Raw genomic sequence first — 21974 nt, 5'->3', positions numbered from 1 at the left:
ATAGTAGTAATTGTAACTTGAAAGTATAAAAAAGAGCCACCACCAACTCAATTGAGAAGGTGATGACCTCTTTCATTTATTTTTTGGAATATGGAAGGTGACAGTTGTTCCTTCATTTAATGTGCTTTTAATTTGTAACCTCTGTCCGTAAATCCTTTTAAGACGTAAATCTGTATTACGTAGACCTACGCCAGTGTTTGGCGAATTACTACCGGATTGTAGTTCATCTAATATACTTGGATCAATCCCAACGCCATCATCTACAACACTTACTGCTACATGATCCGGAAAATCCTTTATACGGATACAAACTGTACCGCCTTCTTCCTGTTTCAATACACCATGACAAATGGCATTTTCGACTAAAGTTTGTAAGGAGATAGGGGGAATATCAATATTAATATTGTCATCTATATCCCATTCAATGTTTAGTAAGTTCCCAAAACGCTGCTGATTAATATAGAGATATGACCGAACTAGCTCCAACTCATCCTTAAGTGGTACTACTCGCTGTAGATTCCGTACATCAAAACTTGCATGTAGATACTCACCAAAATGATGCATTAAATCAACCATTCGATCTGTATCGATCGTACTAAGTGATGCAATCGAATTTAATGTATTAAATAAAAAATGAGGATGTATTTGAGCTTGAAGCCAAGCTGTTTCCAAATGTAATCGTTGATTGATACTATATTTTAAGTCGATTAAGGCTCTACTTCTTACCTTTAGCTCTAAAGAATTAATTGGCTTCGTCACATAATCATTTGCACCATGGGCGAAACCAATATAGACATCCTCGGAATAACTACGAGCTGTTAGTAATAAGACAGGCAATTCAAGTAATGAGTAGTGTTCTCGAATACTTTCGATTAAAGCATAGCCAGATATATATGGTAGCATCGCATCGATAATGACTAAATCCCAATCGTCTTGCTGTAGTACTTCTAAAGCCTTTTCACTGCTAGTAACGGTAGTAACAGCATATTCTGTAGTTGCAAATAAGCTACGCATAATTGTTAAGTTCACAGGGTCATCATCGACCATTAAAATTTTGAATTGGTTTTCCATTGTCGGGGATGAATTATATTCTGCAATAGGAAGCTGCATGTCCGCTTCCTCTAGATAAGCTTGCTCTTCATTAACGTTTTCCTCTGCTAATGGTAAGGTGAAAAAGACATCCGAGCCTTTGTTAGGAACAGAATGTATTTGCAAAGTTCCACCATGTAATTCGATAAGCTTCTTTGAAATTAATAACCCCAGACCGATGCCATCATTGTTGTCATTGCCTTGTTCGTAAGGGGAAAATAGACGACTTTGGGTAGCATCATCCATTCCTAACCCAGTGTCACGAATGTGGATAACAGCCATAGTATTTTCTATATGGGCACTGATTTTTATTGATCCTGCACTCGTATATTTAATGGCGTTGTGCAGGAGATTAAACAGAATTTGAATCAATCTATTTTCATCAACCATTACATTAGGAAATGTCCTAGGAATCGTTGAATTCATTTGAATTTGTTTGCCACTTGTTATAAAGCGTAACATGTCGAAAACGCCATAAACGCTACCTTGAATACTGACGTTCTTTTTATGGAGATGTAAATTACCTTCCTTTAAACGAGAAAAATCTTGTATGTCATTTAATGTAAAGGACATGCTTCTCCCGATATCAATAAGATGCTGCAGGTTTTGCTTATCGTCAGCCATAAGCTTATTGTTTGGGTTATCATAAATGGATTGTCCTAATGTAATCATTTTATTCATAGGATCCCACAGTTTTTGTGAGCTACTGGATAAAAACTCATCCTTTAATGCATCGTCCTTTTGTAATTTAGTAATCAATAGATTAATTTGCGCTTGGTTTTCAAAAAAGCGTTTAAACCAATAACCCGAAAAACCGAGCATGACAAATAAATAATCGAACGGATACATGGGTATATCAAAATCATAGCTGGTTTTAATATACGCCCATATGATGCCATTCATTGTACCAAGGGCTGTCAATGCAATAAAGGCAGTGCTTTGTTTTTGATTTTCAAGATACTCTCTTAAAGCGAGTACTACTACAAATAAAAATGAAACGACATAAAGTATAAAGTAAAGAGAATTTATTGTGAATAACCAATTAATCGGTAAGACGATAGTGAAAAATGCTGAAAGGCCATAGAAAGCAAAGAGCCACTGAAAGCTTTTAGCATTATGATATTTGACTAGTAAAACACGCATAAATTGGATAAAGAAAAAAGAAGACCCGAGATAAATGATAGTAGATAGCTTAAATGACCATACATAATCGAGATGTAACCAAGTGATAATAGATTGGTCATATGAAATTAATTCATCTGCTAAAGGCAAAAGAAAACCTACTGTGAACAGTAAAACGATTGGCTTTGGATAAATAAAAAAGAACACAAGGGTGCTAAAAAGTGCGAACAATATGAGTGTTATCGAAATTGTTGCAAGAGATAGATCGTTAATCATTTGGTGATGTGCCATAGCTGAAGCAGAGCCAAATAAAACTCTTTTATCAATGTTAGGACTTACTGATGTATCAAAATTAGATACATGTAAAATTAAGTCAATTTCAGGCTGCTTATTTGTAAAGTAAAGAGTATAAGGATCGGCTTGACCTTTATGACTATGTGAATCAGTAGCTACTTTCCCTGATTGTTCAACCAACTTCCCATTAATATATAATGCTGAAGCAGTCGACACTGCAGGAATCCGAACGGCATAACGATGATCTTCGGGAGCATCGTGATTGAGTAAGATTTTTAAACGGTATGTACCATATCGTTGTGTCGTTGCCTTTGAATCTCGCATGGGAATCGCCCGAGTAGTTTGTTCAAATGATTTGGGAGACTTGTCATGATCAATGTTTAAGGGATCTAGTAATAATCCGGGATAGTAAAGCCATTCACCATCTAAGTTAAGGACTTCTTCATCGGACAGCTGCAGTTCATGTATATCGAATATACCTTTCTTTGCAAGCGGTTGATCACTTGAAGGGAGAAAGTATGCAAGCCATAGTAAACGAAGTGTAGTAAGCACTATAAATATTAAAATAATGAAAAGTGAATGTCGTATAGTCGTTTTTTTCAACAGTGACATAAGAGCCTCCAAAATTTTTCTTGTAATCAATTATGCCTCGGTATAATTGCGTCCGGAATCGGCTTTGTGCTTAGGCTAACATCCTTTAAGAACTCATTTCCGATTCTGTAACATCCGCCGGAGGCTTTTACTTCTGTAGCTGACGCTGCGCTTTCGGTCAAAAGACATTTGTACCTGTCGCTATGCTTTCGGTACAGAAAGTAATTGCTGAAAGAAGTTAAAAGAACTACATTTACCATGCCATGAAATTTAGAAAATAGAAATAAGAAATTTTTAAAAATGATACTTTCAGACTAATCAGAAAGTATTGAGAGGAGCGGATTTCCGCTGTGGGCTACTTGTATACCTACGGGGTGACGAGCAACTTCCACAACTAAAAAGGGCGTCACATAAGAAAAATATCAACAAAAAAATCCCTTTGTTGATTATCTATATGTTCATAAAAAACATGCCTGATTGAGAGAGAATTGTTGATATGACAGCATTTTAGAGAGGAAGGAGGCGAGTGTCCTTCCTCCTTCCAAGAGTGGAATGTATCTACATATTTCGGTAAATATCTATTCAATTTTTAAGTTTTCTTTAAGAGTTATGACGTATGATGATGGAATAAAATCTCAATGGGAGAAATGATCTATTGTGGGTAAACTCAAGTTAAAGTTATCGTTTGTTATTGTTAGTATGACGGTAATGGTAGTACTTGCAACTTTTGGTGTTAGTATTTGGAGTAGCTATCAAAATTTTAACGATATTTTAATGCAAAAAAAAATCGTCATGCAGGAAAATTATGTGAAAGAAGTTTCGATAATCACTGAGAGCTACATACAAGAAAAACTTAGGGAACCAAATCAAGATAAATCAATCGAACCTTATATGGTGCAAGTGGTTGACAAGTTACTTGATGAAAGCGTAGTTTCTCTTAGCACGTTCATAAAAAGTATACTCATGCCTTTACTATTATGGTTAGTTACAATACTTGTATTAACTGTATGGCTTTCTTTCAAAATTGCACGACCTTTAAAACAGCTTTTTATTAGTGTGGAGAAAGAAGAAGTACAGAAGCTTGAAGAAATTAATGACTGGTATTACGAAGCATATTCCTTAAAAAAAGTAGTACAAAACATGGTTATTAGTTCGGAAAGCGAAATATTTGATTTAACTAATCAACTGAATTTTGACGCCTTAACAGGAATACCTAACCGTGGAAGAATGGATCAAATTTTAAATGAATTAATCCTCGATAAAGTGCCGCACTCAATAGTTTTAATAGATTTAGATGACTTTAAAAGTATAAATGATACATATGGTCATACTGTAGGGGATGAAGTTTTAAAAGCTTTCGCCAGTCATATGCAGGAGAACATAGGGAAACAAGGAATGTGCTTTCGATATGGTGGGGAAGAGTTTATGGTTATATTGCCATCCACGACAATAGATGTAGCTATAGAATTAGCGGAGAATTTACGCATTAAGCAGGCCATGTTAGATACTGCTTGTGAAAGACCTGTTACAATGTCTGCTGGTATTACATCGTTTACAACAAATATTAAAACGGCTAATCAGATCATTGCTATTGCAGATCAGGCATTGTATAAGGCGAAGCAGTCTGGAAGGAATTGTATTTGTGTCATTGAAGAATTAAGTGAAAAAATAATTAAATAAATTTTCAGCCAAACCAAAAATAAATATTTAAACAAGGCCATTGATGGAAGATTATATATAAGTTGATTGGAGTGGAGACTGAGCGACCCCTTGGGGACCAGCGATAGGGAAACGAAGGCTAAAACCACCACGTCCTGTGATAACGCCTTCGTGACCAACACCGTGCTGTTGCGCTTTCGCGCAAAAAACATTTATTGGCCCAAGCGGCTCATCGGACGCCCTCAGGAAGCTCTGCTCTGCGCGAAAGCGAAGCGTCAGCGGCAAAGCGCCCAGCCGGAACGGAAATCAACCCCAAGCTAGACCGTTGATTTCCATTACTGGTGAAATGAATGCGAGATAAGTGGACATCGAGAGTTATCTTCTCGATGTCTTTTATAGATTAAAATTTCCGACAGATATAGCGTTAAATAGCTCAGTTGTTTCTTGCTCTGGTAAAATACCGAGATCTGCTAACAAGGTACTTTTAAAGGTATTGTAAACCTTCACTGCACTTGCTCGATTATCCACTTCTATATAGTGCTGTATTAGCTGTTGTATGATTTTATCGGAATATGGATTATGTTCTATCATTAAAAGTAAAATTTGCTCTCGTTTTTTTACATCATGTATAGCTGTATAATGCTCTACTAAATCATGAAGTAAAAGAGTAAATTTGTTGTTCATAAAATTTGCCTTACTTGTAATCCAGGGAAAATCTAAGGCGGCCATATACTCACCTTGGTAGCTTTGTATTAGTGCCTCAGCCTTCTCTACGTCAAACTTGGCGGTCTCCATTTTAGCATTTAAAATATGCTCTAAGTCATGGACATCACATTGAAAATCCTCAATTTGCAAAATATAACAGCCATTTGAATACTGTATGACTTCTGAATAGCCCAATGTTGAAAGCGTAGTGCGTAGATAGGAAACTGTTGTATGTAACTGAACTCTTGCCTTTTTAAATTCTGTATCTGCCCATAAAGCTTCGATGATTGTATCACGAGGTACCTGGCTATTAAGATTGGAAAAAAGAAAGGCGAATAATTCTTTTGTTTTAAGCGTTCTCCAATGGACGGCTTTGTTATTGTGTAAAACAACGAATCCTCCGAAACATTGTATTGTAAGCGCGGGTGTATTTCGTATTTGTAAAGGAGTCGATTTATTTTCTAGGTGAAGGAGTTCTTGGATTCTATTAATAGTTGTCTCTAGACGAGCTTTTGAAATAGGCTTTAGTAAATAGTCAATGGAGTGAATTTCAAATGCTTGGATAGCATAGTCCCGATACGCAGTGACAAATACGATAAAAATATTTTTGTTCCATTTTTTTAATAACTGGGCAATCTCTAAACCATTCATGCCAGGCATTTCAACATCTAAAAATGCAACTTGGAAATCCAAGCTCGGTCCCTCTGCCTGCAAATCTTTTACAGTTGAAAAAAATTTAATGACCTCTATTGAATTAAATTCCTTTAATTTTTTCTCCATGTTTACAAGAGCTAATGGCTCATCATCCATTACTATCACTCGAATCAAAAAGAGCACCAACTTTCAAATATTAATTTAACTTCATTAAAGTGAAGTAGGTTAAATTGAAATATCAATGGCTGACCCTTTGTATGGATGTATGGCTACTTGCTGCTGAGGCAGATCTTTTAATAATTCGGTAGCAGCTGCAGTATTTAGATTGAGCGCATTTTGCATAACACTCATTTGTACAGTTTGTTGTAGCTCCATAATCTGAGAAGACATTATTGTATTAACTTCCATCCTACATTCCTCCTTTACCATATTATCGGATAAAAACACTGATTTTCCAACATATAAAATTGCAAATAGTTGCAATAGTTTTACCGTAAAATTGTTTAATTTACCAAAAATATAATCGATATTGTATATTTTTCCTCCTTTATAGCAATAATTCGTAATATCAGGTCCGTTGTCCTGAGTTATTAATTGCATTCTCTAGCATTGCTTGCATTTAAAGAGCCTAACTCTAGTGTGCTAGTAGCAGACTGCAAAATATTTAAATATGGAGGTTATAAAATATGAAAAAACAAGCTTTAGCTTTAGCTGTAACATTGACCTTGGGATTAAGTTTATTTGCCAGTACATCATCTGCAAAGGACAAACTCGCTTTTAATCCATTCGACACATTGTGGGGAATCTCGAAAATTTACAATTTAACTTTAGGAGATTATGAGCCAATTGTCGACACAGACGCAAGATGGTTTTATCCAGAGCAAGATTTAAATGTATTCGAATCGAAAAATGATAATTCAATGAAAGACCAACACTTTGTTGAGGCTGGCGATACATTATTTACAATTGCGCGTGTAAATGGTGTGTCAGTGGAAGAATTAAAGGAATGGAATAACCTTGCATCTGATCTGATTTATGTAGGTGAATCATTGGCTATCAAATCATCGGCGGCAAAACCTAAAACTTCCGAAAACAGAACTAAAAACGTAGCGACGACATCAAGTAAGAAGAAAGTAACAACATCAAGCACAAACTCAGTAAGTGCTCCAGCAAATACGGGCAAAACATTAACAATGCGAGCAACAGCCTATACAGCGTATTGTGAAGGGTGTTCGGGGATTACAGCGAATGGAACAGACATCAGATCTAATCCAAACTTAAAGGTAATTGCTGTAGACCCACGTGTAATTCCTCTTGGGACAAGGGTTTGGGTTGAAGGTTATGGTGAAGCAATCGCAGCAGATACTGGCGGAGCAATAAAGGGTAATAAAATTGACGTATTTATTCCTACCGAGGGACAAGCTCGTCAGTGGGGCGTCAAAAATGTAACTGTAAAAATTTTAAATTAATGTAAGCGGAAGGGTATCTTCGTGGAATGGAGATATCCTTTTATTTTGCATTGTTTTTAAGAATCAACTTTGAATAAAAGCTAAGTGTACAAAGTTTACTCTGTAACCAACAATTCACAAAATTCTCAGTAAAGTTGCATAAGTGGAAGGATTGTTGGCAACCATCAGAAATAGAGGAGGTATTTTTATGAAAAAAATGAGCTTAATAATTATTTCTTTATTAGTATTTGTCGGTGGTTGTAGTTTCTTTGAAAAGAAGGAGCAAAAAGTGGCAGTTAACGCAAGTTCAGGACCAACTGCAACTGCGAAAGTAATTGGTAAAAATAATGAAAGCTATGGCAATGCATATTTTGAGGAAGAGGACAATGGGGTTAAGGTGACACTCGCACTATCAGGATTGCCAGCCGGAAAACATGGCATTCATATTCACTCCGTTGGGAAGTGTGAACCACCAACATTTGAATCGGCAGGTCCTCATTTTAATCCAACGAGTAAAGAGCATGGGAAGGATAATCCTAAGGGATATCATTTAGGAGATCTTCCGAATTTAGAGGTTGGAGAAGATGGTAAAGTGGATCTGAATTTCTTAGCTGAAGGGTTAACTTTAGAAAAAGATGCTGCTAACTCATTGTTACGTGATGGTGGCACTACATTAATCATTCATGAATCCGAGGACGATTATAAAACAGATCCTTCCGGTAATTCTGGTGCTAGAATTGCTTGTGGCATTATTCAATAAGGAAAATGAATCGACTGTATCTGAAGTAAATCACTTTAGATACAGTATTTTTGTTTTGAGGGTAAAAATCGACAATCATTTTGGTTCATTACTAAAAGTGGGGAGGATATTTGTTAAAAAGAACGCTGACTCCATGGGGATCAGCGGCTAAAAGCATCACATCCTGTGATAACGCCTTTGTGACTGACATCGTGTTAGCTTGACGCCCTCCAGGAAGCTTTGCTCTGTGCGAAAGTGAAGCGACAGCAACAAATGTTTTATATGTACGAAAGTGAAGCGACAGCAACAAATGTTTTATATGTACGAAAGTGAAGCGACAGCAACAAATGTTTTATATGTRCGAAAGYGAAGCGACAGCAACAAATGTTTTATCTGTGCGAAAGCGAAGCGACAGCAACAAATGWTTTATCTGTGCGAAAGCGAAGCGACAGCAACAAATGTTTTATCTGTGCGAAAGCGAAGCGACAGCAACAAATGATTTATCTGTGTGAAAGTGAAGCGACAGCAACAAATGTTTTATCTGTGCGAAAGCGAAGCGACAGCAACAAATGTTTTATCTGCGCGAAAGCGTAGCGTCAGCGGCAAAGCGCCCAGACGGAACGGAAATCAACCCCACGTTATGGTGACGAGTATTTTCTTGGGAAAGAAGAAGTGAACGATCATTTTTATAAAGAAGATGCAATTTTTATACATATAGATACTGGAAATGTTTTATCAGAAAAAGAATTTAATAGCCTATTGTAGATAAATTTAGTGTGAAGTAGTTATTGATAAACTTCTAAAATAATGGGGATTTAAGGGAAATTGTATAATTATAAAAGACTGAATTTACAATAAATAGATTGACATTATTATACTGTGTTTGATAATTTTAAATAGATTATTATTTTTAACCAAAGGGGGAAGTCCTATGAAGAAAAAACAGTTCAGGCTATTAATGCTAATAAGTGCCTTTGCGCTATTGATTTTAGCTGCATGTGGGTCTGGTAGCGAAACAGGTTCGAAGGACTCGAATAAGGGAGAATCGGCATCATCTGAAAAGCCTAAATTTCTGAACTTATTAACAGGTGGAACACAAGGTACTTACTATGCATTGGGTGGAACGTTTGCGGATTTAATTTCAAAAGAAACAGGCATCAAAACAACTGCTGAAGTTTCTCAAGCATCTGCTGCCAACATGACTGCTTTGCAAGATGGTAAAGGTGAAATTGCCTTTGTACAATCAGATATTGCTTATTATGCCACTGAAGGAACAAAGATGTTTGATGGTAAAAAAATCGATGCAATTGCTGCTTTAGGTGCACTTTATCCAGAAACAGTACAATTAGTAACAACTGAAGCATCAGGCATTAAAACATACGCTGATTTAAAAGGGAAAAAGGTTTCTGTAGGTGCTCCAGGTTCTGGAACTTACGCAAATGCTGAACAATTACTTGAAATTCATGGTCTAACGATGGATGATATCAAAGCACAAAACCTTGATTTTGGTGAGTCTGCTGACGGTCTTCAATCTGGTCAAATCGATGCAGCGTTTATTACTGCGGGTACGCCAACAGGTGCTGTTGAGGCATTAAATGCAACAACTAAAGTAAATATTATCGGTATGGATGCTGGTAAAGCAGAGGAGTTAATTGCTAAATATCCTTACTACGCAAAAGATACAGTAAAAGCTGGTACGTATGGTCTTGCAAAAGATACTGAAACAGTTTCAGTACTTGCAATGCTAGCGGTTAAAAAAGATCTTCCAGAAGATGTTGTTTATTCGATGACGAAAGCTATTTATGATAACAAAGATAAAATTTCCCACCCTAAAGGGGCTTATATCGAAGCTAAGACAGGTTTACAAGGTATCAGTATTGACGTTCACCCAGGTGCTCAAAAATACTTTGATGAACATAAATAACGGAACATTCGGATTATAAATTTAGAATAGCTTATTTCGAGTGAAAAATTATTTTCTTAAATACGAAGAGGCTCGGATTGCGTAAAGCTTCGAGTCTTTTTTCTTCCGTACGAATAGCTTTTTAAGTGGGGGAACAGATGCAGTGCGAAAGAGAACATTAATAATTGTTTTAGCTTTTTTATGTATTTGCTTTAGTATAGTCATTTTTCTTCCTCTTCAAAAGGTATTCGCATTTACGGAAACACGTATAAATGATCCGATAGTGCATTATATACCACTGACAACTGAGGATACATTTGAAATTAGATACACTCACTCTATCCATAAAACGGATGTACTCGAGCATTATAAATGTGTAGATGGAACAAGTATTCAAATGTTAGGGATGGAGTATGAAAGTTTAGCGATCGGCATGCCTAGCTATGCAGAGGAAAATCAAACATTAACAGAACGCGATGGTAAATATTTTTTGCAGTTTGACAATGAAGTCATTGAAAATTTTACGATCTATATAGGCGATTTGGATTTAGACCTTGTATTAGATTACGAGAATTATGAATACGATTTAAAAATAGACTTACAAAGGGGAAAATCCTATTTATTTGAGGTGAAGCGTTTATCGCTTTATGAACAATGGAAAGGAGTAAGGATGAAATGACGACACAGCATAAATCAAACGACGACGTAAAAAAAGAAGAATTCGAACAAATATCAGCTGAAGAACAACAGGCAATACTTGAGAAATATGATATTGAATCCAATGTACGAACAGTATCGGGCATTATGAAGCATGTCATTTTCTTTGGACTACTAGCATTTTCATTGTTTCAGCTTTACACAGCAATTTACGGCCAATTCCCAGCGCAAATTCAGCGTACGATACATTTAGGTTTTGGTTTGACCCTAATTTTCTTACTATTCCCTGCTCGAAAAAAAGCAGCAAAGAATAAAATAGTATGGTTCGACTATATTTTAGCGGTATTATCCATTGTAGTAGGTTCGTATTGGACGATGAATTATAAAGAGCTTGTTAATAGCAATGGTACCATCACGCAAACAGATTTTATTGTAGGTCTCATAGCTGTCGTGTTGGTGCTTGAAGCAGCTCGCCGTGCAGTAGGTTTACCGATTACCATCATTGCTATATGTTTCTTAATCTATGCCTATTTCGGACCATATTTCCCGGATTTTATGGCGCATAGAGGGCAAGATTTTGAGAGTATTGTTAATCTCATGTATTTTACGACAGATGGGATTTTTGGAACACCGATTAGTGTTTCTGCCACATTTATTTTTGTGTTTTTACTCTTTGGAGCATTCCTTGTCAAAACAGGCGTTGGCCAATACTTCAATGATTTAGCAGTAGCTATTGCAGGTAAATTAATTGGTGGTCCTGCAAAAGTAGCGGTATTTTCTAGTGCACTACAAGGTACGATTTCAGGAAGCTCTGTAGCGAATGTTGTAACATCTGGATCATATACGATTCCGATGATGAAAAAGCTAGGGTACCGTAAAGAATTCGCAGGTGCGGTTGAGGCAGCAGCATCTACAGGTGGGCAATTAATGCCTCCGATTATGGGTGCGGCAGCGTTTTTAATGGTTGAATTTATCGGTCGCGGAATTACGTATTGGGATATTGCGAAGGCGGCGGCGATACCTGCATTGCTTTATTTTACAGGTATTTGGATTATGACTCACTTCGAAGCGAAACGTGTAGGCTTGAAAGGCTTACGTGACGATCAAATGCCAAATCGTCGAGAGGTATTTAAGAAAATTTACCTTTTATTACCGATAATCTCTATCATCGTTTTAATGTTAACAGGTACAGCAGTAATGCATGCAGCGCTTTACGGTATTCTTATTTCTATAGGTGTTTCTATGTTTAATAAAGAAACGCGTTTAAAACCAATGGATGTTATTGATGCATTAGTTGAAGGGGCTCGTACAGCACTTGGTGTTGTAGCGGCAACGGCTTGTGCGGGTATTATCGTAGGGGTTGTTGTGAAAACGGGTCTAGGCTTAAGTTTAGCTAATAGTTTAGTAGAATTAGCTGGTGGTAGTATTATTTTAACGCTGATTTTTGTGATGATTGCTTCCTTAATTCTTGGGATGGGGGCTCCGACAACAGCGAACTATGTAATTACGTCAACAATTGCTGCTCCAGCAATCGTGGCATTATTATCACCAAATACACCACAGGAATTAGTACCAGTAGTCGTTTTATTATCGGCACACTTCTTTGTATTCTACTTTGGTATCATTGCTGATATAACCCCACCGGTTGCACTTGCTGCCTTTGCGGCTTCGGGAATCTCTGGTGGAGATCCGATTAAAACAGGTGTAAACTCAGCGAAGCTTGCTATTGCAGCATTTATTATTCCGTATATGATTGTATTTTCACCGGCATTGTTAATGATTGATACAACTATACCTGAAATTATATGGGTAGTAATCACGGCCATTACAGGAATGGTAGCTATAGGTGCGGGAGTAATTGGTTACTGGTATCGCAAAATGCTTTGGTTTGAACGCATTATTGCGATTGCAGCGGGTTTACTTCTGATCTATCCAGAAAAATTCTCGGATTGGGCTGGTTTAGCAATCTTTATTGTTATGTTTGTAATTCAATATGTAACACAGAGTAAAGATAACGGTGATGACAATCAAAATAGTAAAACGAATGCGATGGCTTAAGTAAAGAGTACAAAGGCTTAGGATAAAGGGAGATGTATCATAATTTGATACATCTCTTTTTCTGATAGAATTTTAATCTAAAAAGTAGATTATTTTTATACTTTTTATGCATAATGAGCATCGTTTATTGCTTTTTTTACAAAGGTCATTGTATAATTCTTTTATCAGAAAATTCAATTAAATATAACAAGAGGTGATTGAATGAAAAAGATGTTGAACTCAAAATTTGAAACGTATCTAATGGATCAGGAAATGGAGCTTACTATGGAAGTGGAAAAAGATGAGGAGCAAATAATGATGGTACATTATGAAGAGTATCCAGAAGGTTTTTTTACAAGTTTATAATATTTATTTGAGGGGCTGTGCTAAAGGTAGAAATTACTTTTAACATAGTCCTTCGTTTTTTTTACATAAAAGTTGGGGGAAATATTTGTAGAAATATATGCTATGAATCTAGGTTGATTGGAGTGGAGACTGGGCGACTCCTTAGGGATTAGCGTCACAGGTGAGACCCTGGAGCGAGCAACGCGAGTGAAGCGGCTCATCGGACGCCCCTAGGAAAGCGCCCAGTCGGAACGGAAATCAACCCACACGCTATGGTCAATGTCCTCTTTTTCTTATTAAATAGTTTCCTGTATAATGAGAAACAAAAATGCGTATAGAGGTGTAGTTATGTCAAATGCTGTAATCTTAGAAGAAACAATTTACCAATGGTTTGATCATTTTCATAAATACCCGGAGGTAAGCTGGAAGGAATTTGAAACTACTAAAAAAATTGCGTCGATTTTAGATGAGTTGAACGTAACCTATCGTTTGTTAGGGGATGTTCCGGGGTTAATTGCTGAAATTGGTACAGGTGATGAAATTGTTGCTGTACGTGCAGATATAGATGCTTTGTGGCAGGAAGTAGATGGGAAGTGGCAAGCTAATCATTCATGTGGACATGATGCAAATATAACGATGGTACTTGGTGCTTTATTACTGCTGAAAGATCGACCATTGCAACATCGTATTCGTTTTATTTTCCAGCCTGCTGAAGAACTTGGGAATGGAGCTTGTGCAGCCTTTGAGCGAGGAGCTGTTGATGACGTTTCGCATTTATTCGGTGTTCATTTAAGACCAATTGAAGAGCTACCACTTGGCAAGGTATCACCTGCTATCCATCATGGTGCGGCTTATTTTTTAGAAGGAACAATACGAGGTACTGATGCACATGGTGCTAGACCTCATCAAGGGCAAAATGCAATCGATGTTATTATGGCCGTACAGCAAATGCTCCATAGCATACATTTATCACCTTTCGAGCCTCATTCTGCAAAGTTAACGAAGATTGTTGCAGACGGTGGTAGTACGAATATTATTCCAGGAACTGCTAGCTTCTCAATGGATATTCGGGCGCAACGTAATAGCCAACTAGAATTACTTCGTAGTCGTATTGAGTTTGGTTTAAAATCAATCCAGCAGCAGTTTGAGATTGATATGGATTGGAAATGGTTAGATTTTACACCTGGCGCTGAGGTTTCTTCAGTTGCTGCGCGTATGGCTAAAGATGCAATAATTGAAACACTTGGGGAAGAGCATTTAGCTGGAGAAATCACAACACCTGGAAGTGATGATTTCCATTTTTATACAGTCGAAAAACCTGAATTAAAAGCAACGATGATTGGTATTGGGGCCAACTTAACTCCGGGATTACATCATCCGAAAATGACTTTTGAACGAATTGCATTAATGGATGCTGCAAAAGTACTTGCTTGTGTGTTAGAAAAAAAACCTGAATACGAATAATGATAGCGAGAGGGAGTTATATCAAAAGTACAAAATTCTTTTGATATAATTCCTTTTTCTTTTCTTTTTTGCCGAAATGTATGAATATTTCGCATTGTCCCTAATAGCTATTTGAAAGCGTTTTTATACGCTAAAATAGTCGAAATTGCTCGAGAAGCATAAATTTTTTGCGTTGACTTTTAATTTTTCGAATATTATGCTAAAAAACATATAAAAATATTTGCGTCTTTGACAACCGAGAATGACAACTGGTGCAAAAAAGGGGATGGGATTATATGAAAAAGGAAATAAATGCGGGTTGGGCACTTCTGACTTTTGCAATAATGATTATAGCTATGCTAATTACAGTAGTTGTGTTAAAGCAAAGTCCTCACGTACCACTTATTGTTGGAACAACTGTAGCAGCCATTGTTGCTAAAATGCATGGATTTAAGTGGATAGAAATTGAGGAAATGATGTATAAGGGGATACGTCTAGCTTTACCAGCGATTGTTATTATTATTTTAGTAGGTTTGACAATTGGTGCATGGATTGGCGGCGGTGTTGTCGCAACAATGATTTATTTTGGTTTAAAATTAATTTCTCCAGCTTGGTTTTTAGTAACAATCATGCTGTTATGTGCAATTGTTTCACTGGCGATTGGTAGCTCATGGTCGACGATGGCAACAATCGGTGTTGCTGGTATGGGTATTGGTTTAAGTATGGGAATCCCTGCAGCAATGATTGCTGGAGCAGTTATTTCGGGATCATACTTTGGTGATAAGATGTCACCATTATCGGATACTACTAATCTCGCAGCAGGTTTAACAGGTACCGACTTATTTGATCATATTAAGCACATGCTTTTTACGACAATTCCAGCTTTAGTTATTGCGATCATTGTATTTGGAATTATGGGAAGAAGCTTCGCAGATATCTCAATGAAATCAGAAAGTATTTTAACGACATTAAAAGTAATGGAGGAAAGCTTTGTTATTTCTCCTTGGTTATTACTTGTACCAGTTGGTGTAATTGTATTGGTAGCGAAAAAAGTACCTGCGATTCCAGCTTTAGTTGTCGGAATTATCTCAGGATTCTTACTACAAATCTTTGTACAAGGCGGTACACCTACAATGGCTGTACATGCTTTACAAGAAGGATTTGTGATTTCAACTGGCAATGACATGGTGGACAACCTATTTAATCGTGGTGGTTTAGATTCGATGATGAATACGGTTTCAATGACAATTGTAGCTATGACATTCGGTGGGGTGTTAGAATATTCCGGCATGTTAAAAGCACTTATGAATGTTATTGTGAAGTTTGCTAAATCAACAGGAAGCCTAGTTGCTTCAACGATTGCTGCATGTATTACAACAAATGCTACATGTTCTGAGCAGTATATTTCAATTGTTGTACCATCACGTATGTTTGCGAATGTTTATAGAGAGCGTGGCTTGCATTCGAAAAACTTATCTCGTGCGTTAGAAGATGGGGGAACACTAACTTCTGTATTCTTCCCATGGAATACTTGTGGAGTCTTTATTTTAGCAACATTAGGTGTAGGTGCAATGGAATATGCGCCATATGCAATTATTAATTTCCTTGTACCTATTATTTCAATTTTTTATGCATATATCGGATTTGCGATTGTTAAGCTGACACCGGAAGAAATGGAAGCAGCAGAGAAGCGCAAAAAAGAGGAAGAACTAAATGATGCTGATATGGTCATGGCTGACTAAATCTCTTCTGATAGTTAACTAAAGTCTCGCAGATGCAAAGGCATCTGCGAGAGCTTTTCAGTTAATTTCTTTCAGCGGGACGCAATTATGCCGAGGCATAATTGATCTTAGTAGGTTGCAAAGTTCAATTCATATATTGTAAGTGGGCGACCTTGTTGGTGAGTCATTTCTTCACCAACAACTTTAGCATAGCCGTTATCCACTAATTTTTTTATAATGCGCTCTGTTGTGCGGCGTGTAACCTGTAAGTATTCTGCAAGATTATGGGATGTAAATTGTGCTGATTGTCGCTCTCGGCTAAAATGAATGATTTTGGAAATATTTAATGGACTTAAGCTTGTTTGCTTTGCCATTTGTAAAACGTAGGGATCATCTGTCTTTAAAGCTAGTCTTACTTCTGATTTTGGGAATGGACCTAGCAAATTTTTATGTTCATCTAGTATATAAATCTCACAAGGTTTAGCAAATGTTAATGCATTCTTAGCATTTTGGTTAGCCTCAAATATTGAATGACCATAACCAAATGCTAGTTTAAATGGCTTATCGGTTTGTTGTAATAAGTTCTGTAAATTCTCTTTTTCAAGTGCCTTTTGCAAATGCCCAGATGTTGTATATAGCTCAAAAGAGTAAGGTGAAATTTCTTTATAAGTTGCATGTGTAGCTGCTGTAATGTGCGTTAACATGTTATAGTCTATAGGTTTATTTTCAGGAGCTTCTAATAGTCCAACAACGGCTTTGACAGATTCGGATTTTGTAAGAAGTGATTGAGATTTCGTTTCCTCTAAGCATTGAATAATGGAGTTTGTTGCATCTAACATGCGCATTGCAGGTATTTGAAGAGCTTGTAATTCATCAAACACACTATGAATACTTGTTACGACAAAGTCAATGCTGTTAGCTTCCCATAAAGCTATATGATGTTGCAATATAGATTGAGTAGGTTTAGTAATAGAAATAGGCTGAATATATGGTTTTGGTCCATAATACTCTATTTCTGTTAGAACATTTTCGACTATAGCAGGATTCATAACATCAATGGAAATTCTATTTAAAGGTACTGCATGATTGGCTATAAGCGATAGCAAAGTTGTGGAAATTGCCGTCTCATCTTGTTTTATATAATTCCAAGGTATTGGTAGTTCTGACAGTGCAGATTGTGCATGTAAATAGGGCAACGTTCCTCCGAATAAAAGTGCATCACATGGCTTAATTTCCTTTAACAAAACGGGTGCCTCTATAGGTTGATTGTAAAGATAAAAATCTATTTGAATATTCTCTATGTTTTGTGCGATACTATTTATACGCTTCATAAATGCTTTAGAGCAGATAACCGCTATTTTAGTAGACATAGGCAACGTTCCTTTTCTTCTATATTTTTTCAATAATTAGCGACGTATTAGCGACAACTATATTATACAGGAGACTGATAAAAATGAAAATCCAACAAGTAGAAATTTTTGCAATTCATTTACCACTTATTGATCCATTCATCATCAGTTATGCTACATATGATACGATGCCTTCAATTATTTTGAAGGTTACGACAGACACAGGTATTGTAGGCTATGGTGAAGCAGTACCAGACGAGCACGTAACAGGGGAGACATGGGAGAGCACATATGCTGTATTAAAGAACCAGCTTGCTCCTTCAATCATTGGAGAAAATCCATTGGCCTTTGAAAAACTTCACGATAAATTGAACAAAGTCGTGAAGGATGTGCCAGCAGCGAAAGCAGCGATTGACATTGCTTGTTTCGATATTGCAGGGAAAGCGTTACAAGTTCCGGTGTACCAACTACTAGGTGGACGCTATCATGAGAAATTCCCGATTACGCATGTACTGAGCATTGGAACACCTGAGGCGATGGCAGAAGAGGCAGCTAACCGTGTAGAGATGGGCTATCGATCATTTAAAATGAAGGTAGGAACAGAGGTAGCTCATGATGTTGCTCGTATCAAAGCAGTACGTGAACGTGTTGGTGAAGACATCGCAATTCGTGTAGATGTAAACCAAGGATGGGGCAATGCGTCCACTACATTACAAGGTTTACGTGCATTAAAGGATCTAAATATCGATTGGTTAGAGCAGCCTGTAGACAGTGAAGATATTGATGGCATGGTAGAAGTGAAGTCAAAAACAGATGTACCATTAATGATTGATGAAGGACTTCGCGGTGTACGTGAAATGCGTGAAATTATTGCAAAGCGTGCCGCAGATAAGGTCAATATTAAATTAATGAAATGCGGTGGAATTTATCCTGCTATGAAACTAGCGGTGATGGCTGAAATGGCAGGCATTGAATGTCAAATCGGTTCAATGGTAGAATCATCAGTTGGTTCAGCAGCTGGCTTCCATGTAGCATTCTCTAAAAAAATAATGACAAGTGTAGAATTAACAGGTCCATTAAAATTCTCTAAGGATGTCGGAAACTTACACTATGATGTGCCATTTATCTGTTTAAATGAAAAACCAGGATTAGGTGTAGACGTAGATGAAGCGATCCTTAAAGAATTATGTAAGTTCTCAACAATTGTAACAGCCTAAGGAGGCGGCGAAATGGAAAAAATTTATGAAGGTACACTTGGAGAAACGCCGTTTTTTGTTACAACATTAAAACTTCAGCATTTGCAAGAAATTGAAAATTTACAGCTTGAGGTTTATGAATCATTAGCAGATCAAAGTATATTACAGCCATTAAGCACTGAGGAATTTGACTATATTTTAAGCGGCAATGGCATGATGATAGGTGCTTACGTAGGAGATGAGTTAATTGCCTTTCGCGCATTATTGAACCCACCTGTTGATGACGAACATCTTGGCTATGATTGTGGGATTGCCGAGGACGAATTTCATAAAGTTTTATATCAAGAAATATCGAATGTCTCACCAACATATCGTGGCCATGGATTACAAAAAACATTAGCCCAAGTTGTCATGGGCCATATCGATTTAGAAAAATATGATTATGTATGCTCAACGGTAAAGCCATATAATATCCCTAGCTTGAAAGATAAATTTTCTCAAGGGCTAGTCGTAAAGGGATTAAAGATTAAGTATGTAGATAAGCTACGATATATTTTCTATAAAGACTTGCGACAAGAGCTATCAACCTTTACAGAAAAGAAGACGATTTCAATGGATGATACAGTTGGTCAGCAACAGCTTTTGAAACAGGGCTATATAGGTACTTCTATGTATGAGGATCAAAATGATTGGTTCGTCGTTTATGAAAAATAAATAATAGTAAAAAGCCTTATCTTTCACATATTGTTGTGAGAGGTAGGGCTTTTTTGTTTAGGGTACTTTTATTTTATCGGGCAAAAGCCACAAGCCATTAAACCAGGTATGTCTTTAGAAAAACAACATGATTTTCGTACGGGGACGTTCACTAAATTAGTAGGGCTTTGACCTCCTGTATATTGTGCCCACCAAGATTTGTTAGAGAAACGAGCCCATGTTTTAGGGTCCTCTAGAGCTTCAATATCATCCATTGCTTGATCGGCTAGACCGGGATTAGAAAGCAATATATGATAATGCCAAAGTAGATATCCAAAGAAATTCTCCCAAATAGTAAGAGGGGAAATAGATGTTACTTTACGGAGCTGTTGAACGATAACATGCCCATCATATAGAATCTTCTCAATAACGGCTTGACGTTCTTCCTCCTCGACATATCGCCAATCGTTTGGGTTCACAAACATTGCGACTGTAAAACTGTCGAATTCTTTTGCTGCATCAAAGCGAAGCTCGATTGGTTTACCGGCCCACACCTCGTCGTAGGCAGCTAGCATGTAAAGTTGCATAGCGAAAAACATACCGTAGCGGCGTGCAAAATGAGAAATAGCGGCTGTTTCCGTTGCTGCGTCTGTAATTCCCATCATAAGGTTTAAAAAGTCAGGATGGTAAAAGTCCTTATGTATATCCGCTAATGTAAATAATGTCCGCTTTGGTTCTGTCGTATAAATGCTATAGGAATTCAATTGTCGAACTTGATCCATCGTTAATGCTGGCATTGTCATCACCTTCTCTTTCAATCTTCTGCTACTACAATTATAAATTAATCATTTTTGCTTCACAAATGGAATGCAATATAGTAAAATACATTAAACATATCTGAAAGGTAGGTTTTATAATGTCACAGCCTCATGCAATTCCAAGGCCGCTCGTTCGACTCAATCAATGGACGATTCTGTTAAGTGTCATTCTAACGTGGGCAACTGGGTTCACTTGGATTTTAGCAATTCCTTTAGTAGCAAATTTTCTTGGTATTGTATGCAATTTTAATCCTATTATTCGAGTAGGGAAGCTGTTTTTAAAAAAGGCGCCATCTACATATATACCAGAGGATGCACAACAGCAAAAATTTAATTCTAGAATAGCTTGCTTATGTTTAGCAGGCGGAATTTTAGGTTTCTTGCTTAAATGGCAGGTGGTTGGCTATGTCTTTACGGGAATGGTTGCTATAGCTTCATCGATAGCAATTGCAGGCTTTTGTATAGGTTGTTTCCTACATTTTCAGCTAAAGCAATGGCAATATCGTCGTTCGCTGAAAAAAGTATTTTAGGCGTTAAAAAAACTTAAAATAATTTTCAGATTAATGTTGACTTTATAATTGATAATGATTATCATTATCGTATAAAGATTATTCCTCCTCTACAATACAGTGTAGAGAGGATGAACTTTAGCTACTTTTCTCCAGAAGTTTGCTAGTTCATGAAGACGCTCCTAAAACCCCCCTCATTTTTTGGGAACGTAAAATCTCTAGACGACTCACTCCATTGTGATTGAGTCGTCTTTTTTTGATTGGAACTGCAATTGTTCCGATAAAAGCTAAAATTGTTCCGATAAAACGAGATATTATTCCGATAAAAGCTAAAATTGTTCCGATAAAATGAGATAATGTTCCGATAAATCTTCAAAGTATTCCTATAAAAATGAAATCCTCGCAAAGTCATGATAGTTATACCAAAAATTACAATTTAATATATAATATACCTTAACAAGGGGTGATTATTTCATGTTTTATATTAGAAATTTCGAAGGTAATGAAAAAGAGTTTGAGTTCTTTCTAGATATGTTATATGAATCTATTCATATTCCTGAGAATAAACCATCAAAAGAAGTTTTACTAAACTCGCCTGGCATAAGAAAATATCATGAAGGTTGGGGGAGAAAGGGAGATAAAGTGTTGTTTGCTGTTGACGTAGAAAATCAAACTGTTGGTGCAGCCTGGTACAGATTGTTTGACGACAATAATAAAAGCTATGGTTATATTGATGGCAACACGCCTGAAATAGGAATGGCTGTTTCAAAAGAAGTAAGAGGAAGAGGGGTGGGGACTTTACTGATGCATAAAATAATTCAACAAGCAAAGGATGAAGGATACAATACCATTTCACTTAGTGTAGACCTCGAAAATGACACGGCCATTAATATGTATCAAAAACTAGGCTTTAAAGATTATGAAGTAGTAGGGACATCTAAAACAATGATTTATAAATTTTAGTGTTCTCTAGAATAAAAAATGTACACGACTAAAAGGTAA

20 protein-coding genes are annotated in these 21974 nt (G+C 36.8%); 15 read left to right on the top strand and 5 right to left on the bottom strand.

The genetic code is table 11. The features are described from left to right. Window positions 1-72 precede the first annotated feature (72 nt). The gene (locus tag AC1DCY_RS19110) at window positions 73-3117 is read right to left on the bottom strand and encodes a hybrid sensor histidine kinase/response regulator (RefSeq protein WP_477352735.1); all 3045 of its coding nucleotides are present in this window, start codon (window positions 3115-3117) and stop codon (window positions 73-75) included. Window positions 3118-3753: 636 nt separating this feature from the next. On the opposite strand from AC1DCY_RS19110, the gene AC1DCY_RS19105 reads away from it, so the two are divergent. Then, on the top strand, window positions 3754-4776 hold the full coding sequence (locus tag AC1DCY_RS19105; RefSeq protein WP_477352733.1) for a GGDEF domain-containing protein: 1023 nt from the start codon (window positions 3754-3756) through the stop codon (window positions 4774-4776). Window positions 4777-5148: 372 nt separating this feature from the next. Here the strand turns inward: AC1DCY_RS19105 and AC1DCY_RS19100 are convergent, their stop codons facing one another. Together AC1DCY_RS19100 and AC1DCY_RS19095 are read right to left on the bottom strand one after the other, a co-directional pair. Beyond that, window positions 5149-6279 (bottom strand): response regulator, encoded by a 1131-nt coding sequence (locus AC1DCY_RS19100; RefSeq protein WP_477352758.1) that lies wholly within the window; start codon window positions 6277-6279, stop codon window positions 5149-5151. A gap of 60 nt (window positions 6280-6339) precedes the next feature. Then, complete coding sequence (locus tag AC1DCY_RS19095; protein ID WP_477352732.1) at window positions 6340-6714, bottom strand: YjfB family protein; 375 nt, start codon at window positions 6712-6714, stop codon at window positions 6340-6342. A gap of 86 nt (window positions 6715-6800) precedes the next feature. Here AC1DCY_RS19095 and AC1DCY_RS19090 point away from each other — a divergent pair, with 86 nt between their 5' ends. From AC1DCY_RS19090 to nhaC, 10 genes are all read left to right on the top strand, one after another. Beyond that, window positions 6801-7583, top strand: a complete 783-nt coding sequence (locus tag AC1DCY_RS19090) for a 3D domain-containing protein (RefSeq protein WP_477352731.1) — start codon at window positions 6801-6803, stop codon at window positions 7581-7583. Window positions 7584-7770: 187 nt separating this feature from the next. Further along, window positions 7771-8322, top strand: a complete 552-nt coding sequence (locus tag AC1DCY_RS19085; RefSeq protein ID WP_370082891.1) for a superoxide dismutase family protein — start codon at window positions 7771-7773, stop codon at window positions 8320-8322. Window positions 8323-8593: 271 nt separating this feature from the next. Next, window positions 8594-8800, top strand: a complete 207-nt coding sequence (locus AC1DCY_RS19080) for a hypothetical protein (RefSeq protein ID WP_477352729.1) — start codon at window positions 8594-8596, stop codon at window positions 8798-8800. Between the two features lie 9 nt (window positions 8801-8809). After that, complete coding sequence (locus AC1DCY_RS19075) at window positions 8810-8977, top strand: hypothetical protein (RefSeq protein WP_477352727.1); 168 nt, start codon at window positions 8810-8812, stop codon at window positions 8975-8977. Window positions 8978-9232: 255 nt separating this feature from the next. Beyond that, window positions 9233-10225 (top strand): TAXI family TRAP transporter solute-binding subunit, encoded by a 993-nt coding sequence (locus AC1DCY_RS19070; protein WP_477352725.1) that lies wholly within the window; start codon window positions 9233-9235, stop codon window positions 10223-10225. 142 nt (window positions 10226-10367) lie between these two features. After that, entirely contained in the window at window positions 10368-10883 is a 516-nt protein-coding gene (locus AC1DCY_RS19065) for a DUF1850 domain-containing protein (protein WP_477352723.1), read from the top strand. Further along, the gene (locus AC1DCY_RS19060; protein WP_477352721.1) at window positions 10880-12919 is read left to right on the top strand and encodes a TRAP transporter permease; all 2040 of its coding nucleotides are present in this window, start codon (window positions 10880-10882) and stop codon (window positions 12917-12919) included. The genes AC1DCY_RS19065 and AC1DCY_RS19060 overlap by 4 nt, the downstream gene beginning before the upstream one ends. A gap of 201 nt (window positions 12920-13120) precedes the next feature. Further along, the gene (locus tag AC1DCY_RS19055) at window positions 13121-13264 is read left to right on the top strand and encodes a hypothetical protein (protein WP_477352720.1); all 144 of its coding nucleotides are present in this window, start codon (window positions 13121-13123) and stop codon (window positions 13262-13264) included. Window positions 13265-13591: 327 nt separating this feature from the next. After that, window positions 13592-14707 (top strand): amidohydrolase, encoded by a 1116-nt coding sequence (locus tag AC1DCY_RS19050; RefSeq protein ID WP_477352719.1) that lies wholly within the window; start codon window positions 13592-13594, stop codon window positions 14705-14707. A 275-nt stretch (window positions 14708-14982) separates the two neighbouring features. After that, window positions 14983-16428, top strand: a complete 1446-nt coding sequence (gene nhaC / locus AC1DCY_RS19045) for a Na+/H+ antiporter NhaC (protein ID WP_477352717.1) — start codon at window positions 14983-14985, stop codon at window positions 16426-16428. A 107-nt stretch (window positions 16429-16535) separates the two neighbouring features. Here the strand turns inward: nhaC and AC1DCY_RS19040 are convergent, their stop codons facing one another. Further along, entirely contained in the window at window positions 16536-17777 is a 1242-nt protein-coding gene (locus AC1DCY_RS19040; protein ID WP_477352715.1) for a hypothetical protein, read from the bottom strand. Between the two features lie 83 nt (window positions 17778-17860). Between AC1DCY_RS19040 and AC1DCY_RS19035 the strand changes: the two genes are divergently transcribed. Together AC1DCY_RS19035 and AC1DCY_RS19030 are read left to right on the top strand one after the other, a co-directional pair. Next, window positions 17861-18973 carry a mandelate racemase/muconate lactonizing enzyme family protein gene (locus AC1DCY_RS19035; RefSeq protein ID WP_477352713.1) on the top strand — a complete coding sequence of 371 codons (1113 nt, stop codon included), beginning with the start codon at window positions 17861-17863 and terminating at the stop codon, window positions 18971-18973. Window positions 18974-18985: 12 nt separating this feature from the next. Next, entirely contained in the window at window positions 18986-19666 is a 681-nt protein-coding gene (locus AC1DCY_RS19030) for a GNAT family protein (RefSeq protein ID WP_477352712.1), read from the top strand. A 68-nt stretch (window positions 19667-19734) separates the two neighbouring features. Here AC1DCY_RS19030 and AC1DCY_RS19025 read toward each other — a convergent pair whose 3' ends face one another. After that, entirely contained in the window at window positions 19735-20442 is a 708-nt protein-coding gene (locus AC1DCY_RS19025; RefSeq protein ID WP_477352710.1) for a Fe-S oxidoreductase, read from the bottom strand. Window positions 20443-20561: 119 nt separating this feature from the next. Here AC1DCY_RS19025 and AC1DCY_RS19020 point away from each other — a divergent pair, with 119 nt between their 5' ends. Together AC1DCY_RS19020 and AC1DCY_RS19015 are read left to right on the top strand one after the other, a co-directional pair. Continuing rightward, on the top strand, window positions 20562-20993 hold the full coding sequence (locus AC1DCY_RS19020; RefSeq protein WP_477352709.1) for a DUF4395 domain-containing protein: 432 nt from the start codon (window positions 20562-20564) through the stop codon (window positions 20991-20993). A 453-nt stretch (window positions 20994-21446) separates the two neighbouring features. Further along, the gene (locus tag AC1DCY_RS19015; protein WP_477352707.1) at window positions 21447-21935 is read left to right on the top strand and encodes an N-acetyltransferase family protein; all 489 of its coding nucleotides are present in this window, start codon (window positions 21447-21449) and stop codon (window positions 21933-21935) included. Window positions 21936-21974 lie beyond the last annotated feature (39 nt).

The organism is Lysinibacillus sp. 10T31 (assembly GCF_056394365.1).
The sequence above is the reverse complement of the archived record's forward strand: the minus strand, read 5'-3'. Positions and strand labels throughout refer to the sequence as shown.

Excerpts from the sequence above, each read along its gene's own strand:
- AC1DCY_RS19110 (WP_477352735.1), bottom strand. The coding sequence starts at position 3,117 with ATGTCACTGTTGAAAAAAACGACTATACGACATTCACTTTTCATTATT.
- AC1DCY_RS19095 (WP_477352732.1), bottom strand. The coding sequence starts at position 6,714 with ATGCAATTAATAACTCAGGACAACGGACCTGATATTACGAATTATTGC.
- AC1DCY_RS19090 (WP_477352731.1), top strand. The coding sequence starts at position 6,801 with ATGAAAAAACAAGCTTTAGCTTTAGCTGTAACATTGACCTTGGGATTA.
- AC1DCY_RS19085 (WP_370082891.1), top strand. The coding sequence starts at position 7,771 with ATGAAAAAAATGAGCTTAATAATTATTTCTTTATTAGTATTTGTCGGT.
- AC1DCY_RS19070 (WP_477352725.1), top strand. The coding sequence starts at position 9,233 with ATGAAGAAAAAACAGTTCAGGCTATTAATGCTAATAAGTGCCTTTGCG.
- AC1DCY_RS19060 (WP_477352721.1), top strand. The coding sequence starts at position 10,880 with ATGACGACACAGCATAAATCAAACGACGACGTAAAAAAAGAAGAATTC.
- AC1DCY_RS19055 (WP_477352720.1), top strand. The coding sequence starts at position 13,121 with ATGAAAAAGATGTTGAACTCAAAATTTGAAACGTATCTAATGGATCAG.
- AC1DCY_RS19050 (WP_477352719.1), top strand. The coding sequence starts at position 13,592 with ATGTCAAATGCTGTAATCTTAGAAGAAACAATTTACCAATGGTTTGAT.
- nhaC (WP_477352717.1), top strand. The coding sequence starts at position 14,983 with ATGAAAAAGGAAATAAATGCGGGTTGGGCACTTCTGACTTTTGCAATA.
- AC1DCY_RS19040 (WP_477352715.1), bottom strand. The coding sequence starts at position 17,777 with ATGTCTACTAAAATAGCGGTTATCTGCTCTAAAGCATTTATGAAGCGT.
- AC1DCY_RS19035 (WP_477352713.1), top strand. The coding sequence starts at position 17,861 with ATGAAAATCCAACAAGTAGAAATTTTTGCAATTCATTTACCACTTATT.
- AC1DCY_RS19030 (WP_477352712.1), top strand. The coding sequence starts at position 18,986 with ATGGAAAAAATTTATGAAGGTACACTTGGAGAAACGCCGTTTTTTGTT.
- AC1DCY_RS19025 (WP_477352710.1), bottom strand. The coding sequence starts at position 20,442 with ATGCCAGCATTAACGATGGATCAAGTTCGACAATTGAATTCCTATAGC.
- AC1DCY_RS19020 (WP_477352709.1), top strand. The coding sequence starts at position 20,562 with ATGTCACAGCCTCATGCAATTCCAAGGCCGCTCGTTCGACTCAATCAA.
- AC1DCY_RS19015 (WP_477352707.1), top strand. The coding sequence starts at position 21,447 with ATGTTTTATATTAGAAATTTCGAAGGTAATGAAAAAGAGTTTGAGTTC.